General features: G+C 53.9%; 16 protein-coding genes and 1 tRNA gene. 10 read left to right on the top strand and 7 right to left on the bottom strand.

Going from position 1 to position 14,143, the window contains the following annotated elements; genetic code table 11:
• Positions 1-53 precede the first annotated feature (53 nt).
• On the top strand, positions 54-2,549 hold the full coding sequence (locus tag AC6CHM_RS15310; protein ID WP_498173650.1) for a heavy metal translocating P-type ATPase: 2,496 nt from the start codon (positions 54-56) through the stop codon (positions 2,547-2,549).
• Between the two features lie 7 nt (positions 2,550-2,556).
• Positions 2,557-2,946: a Cu(I)-responsive transcriptional regulator gene (gene cueR, locus AC6CHM_RS15305; protein ID WP_115054611.1), complete on the top strand. Its 390-nt coding sequence runs from the start codon at positions 2,557-2,559 to the stop codon at positions 2,944-2,946.
• Between the two features lie 2 nt (positions 2,947-2,948).
• Here cueR and AC6CHM_RS15300 read toward each other — a convergent pair whose 3' ends face one another.
• Both AC6CHM_RS15300 and AC6CHM_RS15295 read right to left on the bottom strand, forming a co-directional pair.
• Positions 2,949-3,239 carry a Dabb family protein gene (locus AC6CHM_RS15300; protein WP_115054610.1) on the bottom strand — a complete coding sequence of 97 codons (291 nt, stop codon included), beginning with the start codon at positions 3,237-3,239 and terminating at the stop codon, positions 2,949-2,951.
• A 161-nt stretch (positions 3,240-3,400) separates the two neighbouring features.
• A complete protein-coding gene (locus AC6CHM_RS15295) occupies positions 3,401-4,183 on the bottom strand; it encodes an SDR family oxidoreductase (RefSeq protein ID WP_307281781.1) in 783 nt (260 codons plus the stop codon).
• A 95-nt stretch (positions 4,184-4,278) separates the two neighbouring features.
• On the opposite strand from AC6CHM_RS15295, the gene AC6CHM_RS15290 reads away from it, so the two are divergent.
• Together AC6CHM_RS15290 and AC6CHM_RS15285 are read left to right on the top strand one after the other, a co-directional pair.
• Entirely contained in the window at positions 4,279-4,740 is a 462-nt protein-coding gene (locus tag AC6CHM_RS15290) for an OsmC family protein (protein ID WP_307281778.1), read from the top strand.
• Positions 4,741-4,762: 22 nt separating this feature from the next.
• Positions 4,763-4,960: a glutathione S-transferase gene (locus tag AC6CHM_RS15285; RefSeq protein ID WP_115054607.1), complete on the top strand. Its 198-nt coding sequence runs from the start codon at positions 4,763-4,765 to the stop codon at positions 4,958-4,960.
• A 10-nt stretch (positions 4,961-4,970) separates the two neighbouring features.
• Here the strand turns inward: AC6CHM_RS15285 and AC6CHM_RS15280 are convergent, their stop codons facing one another.
• On the bottom strand, positions 4,971-5,921 hold the full coding sequence (locus tag AC6CHM_RS15280; protein WP_115054606.1) for an EamA family transporter: 951 nt from the start codon (positions 5,919-5,921) through the stop codon (positions 4,971-4,973).
• Between the two features lie 195 nt (positions 5,922-6,116).
• Here AC6CHM_RS15280 and AC6CHM_RS15275 point away from each other — a divergent pair, with 195 nt between their 5' ends.
• Positions 6,117-6,488: a hypothetical protein gene (locus AC6CHM_RS15275; RefSeq protein WP_498173649.1), complete on the top strand. Its 372-nt coding sequence runs from the start codon at positions 6,117-6,119 to the stop codon at positions 6,486-6,488.
• On the opposite strand, the gene AC6CHM_RS15270 is transcribed toward AC6CHM_RS15275, so the two are convergent.
• Positions 6,474-7,070, bottom strand: coding sequence for a TetR/AcrR family transcriptional regulator (locus AC6CHM_RS15270; protein WP_498173648.1), 597 nt, complete (start codon positions 7,068-7,070; stop codon positions 6,474-6,476). The genes AC6CHM_RS15275 and AC6CHM_RS15270 overlap by 15 nt on opposite strands.
• 143 nt (positions 7,071-7,213) lie before the next feature.
• On the opposite strand from AC6CHM_RS15270, the gene AC6CHM_RS15265 reads away from it, so the two are divergent.
• Entirely contained in the window at positions 7,214-7,951 is a 738-nt protein-coding gene (locus AC6CHM_RS15265; protein ID WP_498173647.1) for an NIPSNAP family protein, read from the top strand.
• A gap of 11 nt (positions 7,952-7,962) precedes the next feature.
• Here AC6CHM_RS15265 and AC6CHM_RS15260 read toward each other — a convergent pair.
• Positions 7,963-8,038, bottom strand: a tRNA-Ala gene (locus tag AC6CHM_RS15260).
• 165 nt (positions 8,039-8,203) lie between these two features.
• Positions 8,204-8,584: a TIGR02300 family protein gene (locus AC6CHM_RS15255; protein WP_115054805.1), complete on the bottom strand. Its 381-nt coding sequence runs from the start codon at positions 8,582-8,584 to the stop codon at positions 8,204-8,206.
• A 344-nt stretch (positions 8,585-8,928) separates the two neighbouring features.
• Between AC6CHM_RS15255 and aroA the strand changes: the two genes are divergently transcribed.
• The 4 genes from aroA to rpsA all read left to right on the top strand — a co-directional run bounded on the left by aroA (position 8,929) and on the right by rpsA (position 13,428).
• On the top strand, positions 8,929-10,284 hold the full coding sequence (gene aroA / locus AC6CHM_RS15250) for a 3-phosphoshikimate 1-carboxyvinyltransferase (RefSeq protein ID WP_498173646.1): 1,356 nt from the start codon (positions 8,929-8,931) through the stop codon (positions 10,282-10,284).
• A 7-nt stretch (positions 10,285-10,291) separates the two neighbouring features.
• Entirely contained in the window at positions 10,292-10,609 is a 318-nt protein-coding gene (locus AC6CHM_RS15245; RefSeq protein ID WP_307281761.1) for a hypothetical protein, read from the top strand.
• 341 nt (positions 10,610-10,950) lie between these two features.
• Positions 10,951-11,589: a (d)CMP kinase gene (gene cmk, locus AC6CHM_RS15240; RefSeq protein WP_307286316.1), complete on the top strand. Its 639-nt coding sequence runs from the start codon at positions 10,951-10,953 to the stop codon at positions 11,587-11,589.
• Positions 11,590-11,727: 138 nt separating this feature from the next.
• Entirely contained in the window at positions 11,728-13,428 is a 1,701-nt protein-coding gene (rpsA, locus tag AC6CHM_RS15235; protein WP_115054601.1) for a 30S ribosomal protein S1, read from the top strand.
• 75 nt (positions 13,429-13,503) lie between these two features.
• Here rpsA and AC6CHM_RS15230 read toward each other — a convergent pair whose 3' ends face one another.
• Complete coding sequence (locus AC6CHM_RS15230) at positions 13,504-14,091, bottom strand: hypothetical protein (protein ID WP_307281755.1); 588 nt, start codon at positions 14,089-14,091, stop codon at positions 13,504-13,506.
• Between the last annotated feature and the right edge of the window lie 52 nt (positions 14,092-14,143).

Below are 14,143 nucleotides of genomic sequence, written 5' to 3'. Positions count from 1 at the left end.
ACTGGAAAGATTATCTTTGATGCACTATCTGGTTTCTAACCGAAAGCTGCATCATGAAACACGATCATAGCCATCATCATAATCACTCCTGCTGCGGAGGATCTCAGCCTCCATTGGATGCGGTTATACGCGATCCCGTTTGCGGAATGATTGTGGACCCGAATGCTGGCAAACTGTCGGCCACGCATGGCGGACGGGTGTTTCATTTCTGCTCCGCATCTTGCCATGCAAAATTCACAAAAGAGCCGGCAAACTATCTTGAAGCCACAGACCCTGTTTGCGGTATGAAGGTCGACCGCGCCAGCGCCAAACATTTTCTGCGGCATGAGGGCGAGAAATATTATTTCTGCTCAGCCAGCTGCATGGCGAAGTTTGAAAAGGCCCCGCAAGATTATCTTGGTGACCGCCCTGCGCCGAAGCCAATGCCTGCCGGAACGCAATATACCTGCCCTATGCATCCGGAAATCATCAGCGATGTTCCCGGCTCCTGCCCGCTTTGTGGAATGGCTCTGGAGCCAATGGGAATACCGACGGGTGATGAGGGACCCAATCCCGAACTTGTCGACTTTACCAAGCGCTTCTGGATCAGTGCGCTTTGTTCAGTGCCGCTTTTGCTCATGACAATGGGACCAATGCTCGGACTGCCCTTGCGTTCGTGGATTGGAGAGGAACTTGCGATCTGGCTGGAATTTGCTTTAGCAACGCCAGTCGTCCTTTGGGCGGCAATCCCCTTCTTCGAACGCGCCTGGTCGTCCTTCGTCCATCGCAGCCCGAACATGTGGACGCTTATCGCCATTGGCGTTGGTGCGGCCTATGCGTTCAGTGTCGTTGCAACATTTCTGCCGGATATTTTTCCCCATTCCTTCCGCATGCATGGCGGTTCGGTGCCGGTTTACTTTGAAGCGGCAGCGGTTATCGTTACGCTTGTTTTCCTTGGTCAAATTCTTGAGTTAAAGGCGCGCGAGCGAACCGGCTCGGCGATCCGTGCCCTGCTTGACCTTGCGCCAAAGACTGCCAGACGCCTTGCCAAGGATGGCACGGAAACAGATGTCCCGCTGGATGACGTGATGGTGGGTGATCGTCTTCGTGTTCGCCCCGGCGAAAGCGTGCCGGTGGATGGCATTGTTGTTGAGGGCCGTTCGTCAATTGACGAATCCATGCTGACCGGCGAACCGCTTCCAGTTGAAAAGAACGTCGAGGACACTGTCACAGGCGGCACGCTCAATCGGAATGGCACTTTGCTGATCACGGCGGAAAAGGTGGGGGCGGATACTGTTCTGTCCCAGATCGTTGGCATGGTCGCGTCGGCACAGCGCTCGCGTGCGCCGATTCAGGGCATGGCAGACCGTGTCGCCAGTTACTTCGTTCCTGCCGTGGTTGTTGTTGCTCTCGTCGCATTCGCTGTCTGGGCTCTCATCGGACCAGAACCTGGCATGATCTATGGCCTCGTTGCAGCCGTTTCGGTGCTTATCATAGCCTGTCCCTGTGCGCTTGGGCTGGCAACGCCAATGTCAATTATGACTGCCACAGGGCGCGGTGCCCAGGCCGGCGTTCTCATCAAAGACGCAGAAGCGCTTGAACGCTTTGCCAATGTTGACACGCTCATTGTCGATAAAACCGGAACACTGACGGAGGGGAAACCGAAATTGACGGATATTGTAACCGTCGGTGGCATTTCCGAAAATGATTTGCTCGGCTTTGCGGCAAGCCTTGAAAAGGGCTCCGAGCATCCTTTGGCCGAAGCCATTATTGAAGGTGCAAAAGCACGAAATCTGACGGTTCAGAACGCGGCTTACTTCAATGCTGTCACTGGCAAAGGCATATCGGGCAAAATCGGCACCAACAGTGTTGCGCTTGGGAACCTTGCCATGATGCAGGCTATCGGCGTCGATATCGCTGCCCTTACCCAACAGGCTGATGCCCTGAGAGCAGCAGGCAAAAGCGCGCTCTTTATTGCCGTCGACGGCAAGGCCGCTGGTATTCTTGCGGTCGCCGATCCCATCAAATCAACGACCCTCGAGGCCATACGAAAACTGCATGATGCAGGACTTCGCATCATTATGGCGACGGGCGATAACAAGGTGACAGCGCTGGCGGTCGCCAAAGAGCTAGGCATTGATGAGGTTCGCGCCGATATGCTGCCCGAGACCAAAAAACAGTTAATCGACGAATTGCATGCCAAGGGATCGAAGGTCGCCATGGCGGGTGATGGCGTCAATGATTCCCCTGCGCTTGCAGCCGCCGATGTTGGCATCGCAATGGGAACCGGAGCAGATGTCGCAATGCAAAGCGCCGGAATAACCTTGGTAAAAGGAGATCTCAACGGTATCGTTCGCGCCCGGACGCTGGCTACGTCCACCATTCGCAATATCAAGCAAAACCTGTTCTTCGCCTTCATCTACAATGTGCTTGGCGTACCTGTAGCGGCCGGCGTGCTCTATCCGGTTTTCGGCCTCCTATTATCGCCGATGCTCGCTGCCGCAGCGATGAGTCTTTCCTCTGTTTCCGTAATCGCCAATGCGTTGCGGTTACGCACTATCAAACTGTGAGGTTTCCATGAATATTGGCAACGCTTCCGAACGCTCCGGCCTGCCGGCAAAGACAATCCGGTATTACGAGGATATCGGCCTGCTAAAACCAGACCGAGCCGATAATGGCTATCGCGACTACTCAATGTCCGATGTCCACAAGCTGCGCTTTTTGCAACGTTCGCGGGGGCTAGGATTTTCTGTGGAAGAGTGCCGCCAGTTGCTGGCATTATACGAGGATAAGGATCGTGCCAGCGCCGATGTCAAATCAATGGCGCAATCCAAACTTCAGGAAGTTGAGCGTAAGATCACTGAACTTCGTGAATTGCAGCATACGCTGAACCATCTGGTCGCCCATTGCCATGGCGACCAGAGGCCAGACTGTCCGATACTCGAAAATATTTCAGGCGAAGCTTAAAGCTAAAGCGTCGACACGACATCCGCAGAGATGCGCAGCTCGCGCATGGGTTTTACCAGCGCGGTCGTTGCCGAATATATGGGGTGGGCCTTGTAGGCTGCGAGCGCGGCGGCGTCCTCAAACTCGCCATAGACGACGACATCGATCTCATCGGAAACCGGATCTACCTTTGTGTTCTTCATCACCTCGAAGGCGGTTGAGTGCGGTATTTCACCAAGCTGTTTCAGCCCGGTGATGATTGCTTCAACATCATCTTTGTTACGGGCGCTGAAGAATACAATATGGCGGATCATAGCTGTTTCCTGATGCAATGGATTGCGCAGGACTTTTCATATCTGACCCCCGCCCGTCAATAGATGCGCTGTCGCAGGTTGGTCTCAAAGTTGATGGAGTGGGTCACGACTTCGTTTGCACGATGCTCGCCGTGACCCCGATAGGTTCTAGGGTCCAGACCCTAGCCCAAGGTTGAGTTGAACGCCCCGCCATCCAGCAAAAGATTTTGGCCTACAATGAAGCCGGAGAACTGGCTGCACAGAAAGGCGGCAGCAGCGCCGAACTCTTCTGCAGTACCGTAACGCCCAGTCGGATTTCCCGCATATGCTTCAGCGCGAGCTTCCTCCAAGGAAATTTTCTTGGCAGCGGCGGTGCGCTCGATAAAGCCTTTGGTCCGATCGGTATCGTGAGATCCGGGCAACAAATTGTTGATGATAACACCGTGTCGGGCGACCTGCCTTGCAGTTCCCGCGACGAAACCGGTGAGGCCGCTGCGCGCTGCGTTGGACAAGCCAAGCTGTGCGATAGGCGACTTCACCGAGCCCGACGTAATATTGACGACGCGGCCCCATTTGCGTTCGATCATGCCGGGTAAAATTGCGTTCATGAGCAGGATCGGCGTCAGCATATTATTATTGACGGCCTGCAGCCATTCTTCTTCGCCCCAATCAGACCAGACACCGGGAGGCGGGCCACCCGCATTGTTTATCAGAATGTCGGCGTTGGGTTCCGCCCGCAACAGGGCCAAGCGCCCTGCTTCCGTTGTTACATCCTCCGCAACAATCTGAACCGCAACGCCATACTTTCCTGCGATTTCATCCGCTGTGGCGCGCAAGGTCGATTCCGTGCGGGCATTAAGCGTGAGATTGACACCTGCTTCTGCCAGCTTCTCAGCAACACCCCGGCCAAGCCCCTTCGAACTTGCGCAAACAATTGCGCGCCTTCCCTTGATACCCAGATCCATACCATTACCATCCTTATTATCGATGATCCCTTATCGACAATTCCGGCATGCTTTGACAAGCTCCCGCAACGCAGATCAAAACCGGGAATCAGATCATGGCAACATTCGGAGCGACTATTTTATGGAATAGGGATGAAGGCGCTGCTTTCACCGACAACAAATATAGCCGGGCCCATCTCTGGCAATTCGATGGCGGCGCAGAGGTCCCAGCCTCGTCTTCACCGCATATTGTGCGCCTGCCCTATTCCGTGGCCGAGAATGTCGATCCTGAGGAAGCCTTCGTTGCCTCGATTTCGAGTTGCCACATGCTGTTCTTTCTTGCCGGTGCGGCAAAAGCCGGATTTGTCATTGATGAATACCGCGATGAGGCGCAAGGCGAACTGGCAAAGAACGAAAAGGGGAAAGTCTATATCAGCCACGTGGTTCTGCGTCCGCATGTGACCTATGCCGGACAGTCACCGGACAAAGCCGCCGAAGCGGAATTTCACCACGCGGCCCATGAGCAATGTTTTATTGCCAATTCAGTGATTACAAAAGTCGATGTTGAACCTGCCTGACCGTTGACGTTGGAGGAATATAATGCACACCGAACTCAAGATCGCGGACGCGATAAACACGACCTGTCCTTGGTCGGGCGATGCCATCAAGGAAGACAGCCTGACGCTTTATAATGGAGCCGTTGTCGGCTTCTGCAATCCTGGCTGCCGGGACAAATTCGAAAAAGCGATCAACCACTTCGACACGGAACTGGTCCATCGCCGCCATGAAAGTCTCTGATCTTATTGGTTCAGGCACCGTCGCCTGAACCGGCCACAACTGCTTCTGCTGGTTGCTTCATCCGGCCTTGCCGCTTTAATTGCTGTTCGCGGAAGAAGATGAACAGGCCCGATGCGATGATGAATCCAGAGCCGACGAGCATCGACATGCGCGGTACGTCGCCAAACACCATCCAACCAAACAGGATGGCCCAGAAGAGCAACGTATATTGCAGCGGCGCTACCGTGGCTGCATCGGCAAGTTTCAATGCCCGGTTGACCAGCACATGGGCAAGCATGGCGACAATCCCAAGTAGTCCGAGCAATAATAGATCGCGCATCGTCACCGGTGTCCACTCGAAACAAATCCAGGCGAGTCCCGCCAATCCTGCTCCAATAATCTGCCAGAACACCAAAGTCGTATCCGGCGTGCTGCGCAATGTGCGGCCCAGCAGCAGCATGAACGCAAAGGCAATACTGCCAAATATCGAAATGACCGCCTGCGGCGTAAGTGCCTGCGACGATGGTTCAAGTGCAATTATCACCCCGACAAAGCCAAGAATGATAGCGCTCCAGCGCCGCCAGCCAACCGGCTCTTTCAAAATGAAGGGAGAGATCGCCGCCACATAGATTGGCGCAGCGAGCCAGTAGGTCATGACATCGGCCAAGGGCAAATAAATGACTGCGAAGTAGAATGCGAAAACTTCAGCCGTCGAAAGAATGACCCGCGCTGCCTGTGTCCATGGTTGGTCGACCTGCACGATCTTCTTGGGGCCATTAAACCATATAAATGGCGCCAGCACGACCAAGGCGGCAATGCTGCGAATGAATACAACTTGCCCAACCGAATAAGTCGAAACCAACCACTTTCCCATGACGTCATTAAGCGAAAACATTAACATGCCAAGCAACATGAGCAATATCCCGGTACGTGCTGTTGATGCTTCGGGAGAGTGGGCTACGGTTACCGGAGTCGAGGGCATTTGAGCATTTCCTGAATTAAGTCTTTTGTCCAAGCTCTGAGCCATTTTCGGCTTTCAATCCAGTATAAAAATGCCACTTTTGCTTTTGGCTACGAAGAATCCCGACCGAATTGCTTAGAATACGCTCAACTGGCTGGCTGGAATGGTTTTTGATTTGAGAGTATGTTCTTGGCTTGGGCTTCCGGGGGGACAATTATGCCTAAGATTTCTCAGCTCTTTTTCAAATCGGCGACGATTTTCTTCATTATTGGAGTCATGATGGGGCTTCACATGGGGATTTCTGGCGATCACAGCCCTTTTCCTGCGCATGCCCACCTTAATCTTTTAGGCTGGGTGAGCAGCGCCATTTTTGCAACCTACTACGCCCTTAACCCTAAGAAGGCAGAGGGGAAACTGGTGATGTGGCAGTTTGCTGTCTACACGACCGGGATCGTGGTGATGATCCCCTCGCTTTATTTCATGGCGCTGGGAAACGCAGCTTTGGAGCCCCTCGTAGGCATAGGCTCATTGATCGTGTTTGCCGGCGTTCTACTCTTCGCGGTTGTGGTTTTCTCAAGCAAGAACTAGAGCCAATTGCCGGGCGCTGGCACGCAGCGGCTCCGCACTCTGGCTCGCCTTTGCTATCGCCATTGCACCCGAATAGCTGGCAACGACCAGCGTCGCCAAATCTTGCGCATCAGATGCACTCATTGCCGGCCTGTCGGTTTTAAGCCGCACGACAATCGCCTCGCGCCATTCATCGAACACCGTGCTCACCGCTTGGCGAAAATCAATATCGGCCAAGGAGAGCTCCAGGGCCAGATTGTTAAGCGGACAGCCGGACACCGCCTGATTGCGATCCAAAGTCGTGGCGACATTATCGAGAAAAGTCGCGACGCCCTCGCCGACCGATGCGGCTGTTGAGACTGGCTTGATCGCAGTTTCCTGAACCTCTGCCGCAACACGCTCGGCAATCACCGCCAGGCCGAGCGCTTTCTTTGTCGCAAAATGATGATGCAAGGCCCCACCGGTGGTTGCCGCCGCCTGCACCACATCCTGTATGCTGGTACCATTATATCCGTTTTGTTGAAAAAGAGCGGCAGCCACGTCCAAAATCCGCGCTCGCATGGCCAGCGGATTGTTAGTTCTTTTCGGCTTCTCTTTTTGCATCAAAGCTCTCACTGCGCGCAAATTTCAATCGCTGTGACCGGATTCGGACGGCTCCGTGATTCTCCGTTCTAGACTATCAAATTGACAAAACAGGACAACCGGTTTTATTAAACAGGATGATTGACCTGTTTTTGGAGAAGGCGATGACTGAACCAGCAAAGACATCGAACTACAGCCCCATTATCGAGCTGCGGCGCTATACACTTCATCCCAACCGGCGCGACGAGCTGATTGGCGTTTTCGATGAGCATTTCCTTGAAGGCCAAGAGCATTGCGGCATGAAGATCATTGGTCAGTTTACAGATATGGACGATCCTGATGCGTTCGTCTGGTTTCGTGGGTTTAATGATATGCGGGCAAGGCAGAAGGCTCTGACCGCGTTCTACGACGGACCGGTCTGGGGCGAGCATCGCCATACGGCCAATGCCACGATGGTGGATTCAGATGATGTCCTGTTGCTGCATCCTGCTTATGACGGCTTGGATTTCGAGCTGCCTGTGAGCCGCAACGCAAATCAAGAGGCCGCACCTGCTTCAAGCATATTCCGGATCGCAACATACAAGCTCCGAGCGTCCGCGGAGACAGGTTTTCTCGAATTCTACAAGACTGAGCTCGCACCTATTCTTGACGATTCTGGCGATAGACGGATCGCTCTTCTGGCTTCTGAACACAGTGAAAACAGCTTCACCCGCCTCCCGGTGCGTCTCGGAGAGAATGTCCTCGTCAGCGTCTCGCGGTTTGATTCTGCTGCGGAGGAGGCAGATTTTGATCGTGCTTTGGCTGATCGCATGGATTTTGACCAGGCCAGACTTGCGACTTGGCTTATCGCACCGCTCGTTACTGCGCGATTGAAACCGACTGCCGGTTCATTATTGCGGTAAATTGAGAAATTTGGTGGAGCCAAGCGGGATCGAACCGCTGACCTCTTGCATGCCATGCAAGCGCTCTCCCAGCTGAGCTATGGCCCCATTCCAATCGACCCATTGGGCCGTGCCGGTAAACCGGCTTATATTCAACAAGGACTGGTAACCTTGTTATGCCATCCGAAGATGGCGGGTTATTAGCTTCCGCTCACGCGAAGATCAAGCCCCGTTCGCCGCTTATTTCTCGGCGAACGGAACTTATTTTTAGAATCAATTCTCGTCGTCGTCGCCTATGCCGCCGCCAAGAATGTCAGTGACGTCGTCATCTTCGTCTTCTTCGTCGGTCGCGAGGAATGTATCGTCATCGTCCGAATCATCGACTTCAACATCGTCGCCCAAATCCGGAACATCACTGTCTGTGTCGCCATCAGCTTCTTCGAGAGCCACGAATTCCGGCTTCTCCAGTGCTACATCCAGCTCTTCAGTTTCTACTTCTTCCTCTTCCTCCCGGGCAGAGACCGTCGTCTCAAAATAGCTGAGCGGATAGGTCTTGCCTGTGAACGGCGAAACAATAGGGTCGCGGTTCAGGTCATAAAATTTCTGCCCGGTTTCCGGGTCAACACGCTTGGTGCCAAGTTTTGGATTAGCCACGTTCTGCCTCGTCTTGCTGCGCTTGCCTGCATTCGGCTGACAATCATTGCGCCATGTGCTCCCAGGGACCCACGTGCACGCAATAACACTTTGTATTGGCGCATAATCCTTATCCAAAATCGAATCGATTTTTGGGGTTATACGCTTGTTTCCTGAAGACGCAGCTTTTCCGACCGCACCTCATAAAAAAATTCGTGGTCCCATAAACGCAATTCGCCGCATTTGTCAAAGCGAAAAAAGCACTGCGTGAGGATTGAATTTGCAAGATGACCAAGGAACCAAGCTGTGTTAGAGCCTACCGAGTTTGCCCCGCCCACCCTATTTTTCGCGATTGACCCTTAATCATGTCCCACGATTCGCTGCCAAAACCTGCAATATCCCGCCGCTCAAACGCCCTTACAGGCGATATCCGTATTCCCGGCGACAAATCGATCTCGCATCGCTCTTTCATGTTTGGCGGTCTGGCCTCTGGCGAAACCCGCATTACCGGCCTGCTTGAAGGTGAGGACGTTATCAATACAGGACGCGCCATGCAGGCCATGGGTGCAACAATTGCCAAAGAAGGCGACGTTTGGATTATCAAGGGAACGGGCAATGGCTGTCTGTTGCAGCCTGAAGCGCCTCTCGACTTCGGCAATGCCGGCACCGGCGCACGTCTTACCATGGGGCTTGTCGGGACCTATGCCATGGAAACCACCTTCATCGGCGATGCATCCCTATCAAAGCGGCCGATGGGCCGCGTCCTCAATCCACTGCGCGAAATGGGCGTTCAGGTTTCCGCTGCCGATGGCGACCGGATGCCGCTCACCTTACGCGGCCCCAAAGTAGCCGCTCCTATCACTTACCGGGTCCCAATGGCTTCGGCGCAGGTGAAATCAGCTGTTTTGCTCGCTGGTTTGAACACACCCGGCATAACCACAGTGATTGAACCGGTGATGACCCGCGACCATACGGAAAAGATGCTGCAAGGCTTTGGCGCGAATCTCTCCGTGGAAACTGACAAGAATAATGTGCGCCATATTCGCATTGAAGGCCAGGGCACATTGACCGGCCAGACAATCGATGTACCGGGTGACCCTTCCTCGACAGCTTTTCCACTGGTCGCCGCTCTGCTGGTTCCCGGCTCGGATGTCACCATCCGCAACGTCCTGATGAACCCGACCCGCACCGGGCTGATTCTGACCTTGCAGGAAATGGGTGCGAATATTGAAATCATGAATGCCAGACTTGCAGGGGGCGAGGATGTTGCCGATCTGCGTGTGAGATATTCTGAACTGAAGGGCGTGGAGGTACCGGCAGACCGTGCGCCGTCGATGATCGACGAATATCCCGTTCTGGCTGTTGCGGCGAGTTTTGCCAGCGGTGAGACGGTGATGAACGGGCTGGAAGAATTGCGGGTGAAGGAGTCTGACCGGCTTTCTGCCGTGGCCAATGGCTTGAAGGTCAATGGCGTCGATTGCACGGAAGGCACCGAAACACTGAGTGTGCGCGGACGCCCGGACGGCAAGACGATCGGCGGCGGTATAGTGGAAACCCACCTTGATCATCGTATCGCAATGAGCTTCCTCATCATGGGATTGGTTTCAGAAAAACCGGTTACCGTCGATGATTCGACCATGATTGCGACAAGTTTCCCTGAATTCATGGCGATGATGGCTGGCATGGGGGCACAGATCGCTGAACTTGCTGCGCCAGCATGACGACCCAATGAATTCATTTTTTTCGGCTATTACAGTTTATGGGCTTTACGGAATGTCCAGTATCCCATTCATCGTGTGGGCCGCAAAGAGTGCCCATGCCGGCACGCTCGCCAGCAGGTCCGACCGGCGGTGGCCGGGTATAAGCTGTACGATTTTTCGTATCGTTCTTCCTTTACTGCTGATCTTCCTCTATGCGTGGAACATCTCCGAAGCTGCGGTTGCGAGCGAGTGGATGCCTTACCAGTTTCTCCTGCTGCCACCAGCACTTGGGTCGATAGCCGGTTACGGTATAGGGTTCTTTACAGGCAACAGGACAACCAACTGATGTATTTCCTGCTGGCATCAATTGCGATTACGGCTATCCCCTACGCTATAGAGCGCATCGGACTCAAAGTTCGCTTCGGGCTGTTCGCGCTGCTATTCTGGCTATTTGTTTTCCAGCTGTTTCTCATCCTCGCAATTGATACATTCCTGCAAAATCTGGCCACCTATCTGCCCGAGTGGCTCGAATCGATGATGACGACACTTGGCGGCTTTGCCTTTGTAACCATCGGCATTACACCGCTCATCACGCTGGTTCTGGCCGCAGCCTATCTGCTTTTTGCGCTCTGGCAGTGGTTCTTCGACAAGGATGAACTAGAATTATCGCCGCCGAAACATTTCACCATCGCCATTGATGGTCCAGCGGCCTCAGGCAAGGGCACGCTTGCACGGCGTCTCGCCCAATTTTACGGATATCATCATCTCGACACGGGTCTTACCTACCGCGCGGTGGCCAAAACCTTGCTGGATCAGGGCATGCCGCTCGACGATGAGTTTTTGGCCGAGAAAGCCGCACGTTCAATCGATCTGTCGACATTGGATCGTACCGTTCTGTCCGCACACGATGTTGGTGAAGCAGCATCAAAAGTCGCCATCATGCCGGCCGTACGCCGGGCGCTAGTCTCGGCACAGCAGGGATTTGCCTTGCTATCGCCGGGTGCAGTGCTGGATGGGCGCGATATCGGTACCGTTGTCTGCCCTGATGCTCCCGTGAAGCTTTACATTACTGCCTCGCCGGAAGCGCGCGCCAAGCGGCGGCATGATGAAATCAAAGCCAGCGGCAAGGACGTAAATTATCAGGATGTTCTCGACGACCTTACCCGCCGCGACGCGCGTGACATGGGGCGCACAGACTCTCCGTTGAAGCCGGCAGCGGACGCGCACTTGCTTGATACGACAGAAATGGATATAGAGACCGCGTTTCTTAATGCCAAAACTCTGATCGATCAGGCCTTGGCGCGGGAAGCCCGTAATACCAAGTAATACATTTGCAGTCAGCCCTCGCACCGGATTGCCCTCATAGGGCGGGTTGGCATGTGAATGATCCGTAACTCGAACCACCGGTGCCTGTGTCCAAAAACCTTTCCTAAAAGCGGAAAGCCGGACACTTCAGGAGTATATATGTCTCAAGCCAATCCATCGCGCGAAGATTTCGAAGCTCTTCTCGCCGAGTCCTTTGCCACCAACGACCTTGCAGAAGGTTATGTTGTAAAGGGCCGTGTTGTTGCCATCGAAAAAGACATGGCGATCATTGACGCCGGTCTCAAGGTTGAAGGCCGCGTTCCGCTGAAGGAATTCGGCGCGAAAGCCAAGGACGGTTCGCTCAAGCCAGGCGATATCGTTGAAGTTTATGTTGAGCGCATCGAAAATGCGCTGGGTGAAGCTGTTCTGTCGCGCGAAAAAGCACGCCGCGAAGAGAGCTGGGTTCGCCTGGAAGAGAAGTTCAACCGCGGCGAACGTGTCGATGGCGTGATCTTCAATCAGGTCAAGGGTGGTTTCACTGTCGATCTCGATGGCGCCGTAGCCTTCCTGCCGCGCTCACAGGTTGACATCCGTCCGATCCGCGATGTTACCCCGCTTATGCACAATCCGCAGCCCTTCGAAATCCTCAAGATGGACAAGCGTCGCGGCAACATCGTTGTATCGCGTCGTACAGTTCTCGAAGAGAGCCGTGCGGAACAGCGTTCTGAAATCGTCCAGAACCTCGAAGAAGGTCAGGTCGTTGAAGGCGTTGTCAAGAACATCACCGATTACGGTGCGTTCGTTGACCTCGGCGGTATTGACGGTCTTCTGCACGTAACAGACATGGCATGGCGCCGTGTGAACCATCCTTCGGAGATCCTGAGCATTGGCCAGACGGTCAAGGTTCAAATCATCCGTATCAACCAGGAAACACATCGTATTTCGCTCGGCATGAAGCAGCTCGAAAGCGATCCTTGGGATGGTATCGGTGCGAAGTACCCAATCGGCAAAAAGATCACCGGTACGGTTACCAACATCACTGATTACGGTGCATTCGTTGAGATCGAGCCAGGCATCGAAGGCCTTATCCACGTTTCTGAAATGTCCTGGACAAAGAAGAACGTGCATCCGGGCAAGCTGCTCTCGACAACACAGGAAGTCGAAGTCGTTGTTCTCGAAGTGGATCCGGTCAAGCGCCGCATCTCCCTCGGCCTCAAGCAGACACTCGACAATCCTTGGACCACTTTTGCTGAAAAGTTCCCTGTCGGCACGATCGTCGAAGGCGAAGTCAAGAACAAGACCGAGTTTGGCCTGTTCATTGGCCTCGATGGCGATGTAGACGGCATGGTTCACCTCTCCGATCTCGACTGGAATCGTCCAGGCGAACAGGTCATCGAAGAGTACAACAAGGGTGACATGGTCAAGGCGCAAGTTCTCGACGTTGACGTCGAGAAAGAGCGCATCTCGCTTGGCATCAAGCAGCTTACCGGCGACAAGGTCGGCGAAGCAGCGACTTCGGGTGAATTGCGCAAGAACGCCGTTGTAACCGTAGAAGTTACGGCGATCACCGATGGTGGCCTTGAAGTGCGTCTGGTCGATCACGACCTCGACACCTTCATCCGCCGTGCTGATCTGTCCCGTGACCGCGACGAACAGCGTCCAGAGCGCTTCACTGTTGGTCAGAAGGCAGACGCGCGCGTCATCGCTTTCGACAAGAAGACCCGCAAGCTGCAGGTTTCCATCAAGGCGCTTGAAATCGCTGAAGAGAAGGAAGCTGTTGCCCAGTATGGTTCGACAGACTCCGGCGCTTCGCTCGGCGACATTCTCGGCGCAGCCCTGAAGAACCGCGAAAAGAACTAAGTCCACTTTCGGACTTGAGTAAAAAAACCCGCCGGTTCGCCGGCGGGTTTTTTGTTGCAAGGGCTTATTCCTAAACTAGATCGTATCGAACTGAACGAGGATGAAAGCCATTTGAATGATTAGAGCTGCGACCAGAATTGCAAGTCGGGCTCTTCGGTTGCTAAAGTAAATCCCGGCACTGAGCAGCCCTATCAGCGCCAGATTACGCAAGGGATATTCAGGCCCGAGAGAGAGGAAGTGGGCGTACCCCTTCATTGCGGTATCGATAAAATCGAAAACAAATATCGATATCATAATGCCGAAAAACCAGGCTCTGCGGGACATGAAGTAATCTTCATAGCCGTCATAGCCCTCCATACTGTCCGGAAACAGCATGGCGCATGCCAGAAAGTGCAAGCTGGCGAAAAAGATGACGAAGAGATAGGCCTCGAATTTCCATAGCACCAGCTGGTGAAGATAGAACTCAAACCACCAGAAATGGACCACCGTAAGCAGGGTAAAAAGCACCCAGCCCAAATGAACGACATAGATATTTCTGTGCTGCGGATGCTGGATGATCCGGGCAACACCGGTAAGCAGACGCGATACGCTGAGTCCGAGAATAATGCCTATGATGACCCGTACGTGTGTGAATACTTCCGGATTTGGTATTGCGCCTTCCATCAGTCAATCTCCATGCCATGTCTCTACGAAATCGACATTTGCGTAGTGCTGC

The sequence above is a fragment of the Phyllobacterium sp. GQ127 genome, from assembly GCF_059758635.1.
This window is presented reverse-complemented; position numbering and strand designations above follow the sequence as displayed.

What these genes read in the sequence shown, in the direction of transcription:
- AC6CHM_RS15310 (WP_498173650.1), top strand. Translation starts at nt 54, where the DNA reads ATGAAACACGATCATAGCCATCATCATAATCACTCCTGCTGCGGAGGA.
- cueR (WP_115054611.1), top strand. Translation starts at nt 2,557, where the DNA reads ATGAATATTGGCAACGCTTCCGAACGCTCCGGCCTGCCGGCAAAGACA.
- AC6CHM_RS15300 (WP_115054610.1), bottom strand. Translation starts at nt 3,239, where the DNA reads ATGATCCGCCATATTGTATTCTTCAGCGCCCGTAACAAAGATGATGTT.
- AC6CHM_RS15295 (WP_307281781.1), bottom strand. Translation starts at nt 4,183, where the DNA reads ATGGATCTGGGTATCAAGGGAAGGCGCGCAATTGTTTGCGCAAGTTCG.
- AC6CHM_RS15290 (WP_307281778.1), top strand. Translation starts at nt 4,279, where the DNA reads ATGGCAACATTCGGAGCGACTATTTTATGGAATAGGGATGAAGGCGCT.
- AC6CHM_RS15285 (WP_115054607.1), top strand. Translation starts at nt 4,763, where the DNA reads ATGCACACCGAACTCAAGATCGCGGACGCGATAAACACGACCTGTCCT.
- AC6CHM_RS15280 (WP_115054606.1), bottom strand. Translation starts at nt 5,921, where the DNA reads ATGCCCTCGACTCCGGTAACCGTAGCCCACTCTCCCGAAGCATCAACA.
- AC6CHM_RS15275 (WP_498173649.1), top strand. Translation starts at nt 6,117, where the DNA reads ATGCCTAAGATTTCTCAGCTCTTTTTCAAATCGGCGACGATTTTCTTC.
- AC6CHM_RS15270 (WP_498173648.1), bottom strand. Translation starts at nt 7,070, where the DNA reads ATGCAAAAAGAGAAGCCGAAAAGAACTAACAATCCGCTGGCCATGCGA.
- AC6CHM_RS15265 (WP_498173647.1), top strand. Translation starts at nt 7,214, where the DNA reads ATGACTGAACCAGCAAAGACATCGAACTACAGCCCCATTATCGAGCTG.
- aroA (WP_498173646.1), top strand. Translation starts at nt 8,929, where the DNA reads ATGTCCCACGATTCGCTGCCAAAACCTGCAATATCCCGCCGCTCAAAC.
- AC6CHM_RS15245 (WP_307281761.1), top strand. Translation starts at nt 10,292, where the DNA reads ATGAATTCATTTTTTTCGGCTATTACAGTTTATGGGCTTTACGGAATG.
- rpsA (WP_115054601.1), top strand. Translation starts at nt 11,728, where the DNA reads ATGTCTCAAGCCAATCCATCGCGCGAAGATTTCGAAGCTCTTCTCGCC.
- AC6CHM_RS15230 (WP_307281755.1), bottom strand. Translation starts at nt 14,091, where the DNA reads ATGGAAGGCGCAATACCAAATCCGGAAGTATTCACACACGTACGGGTC.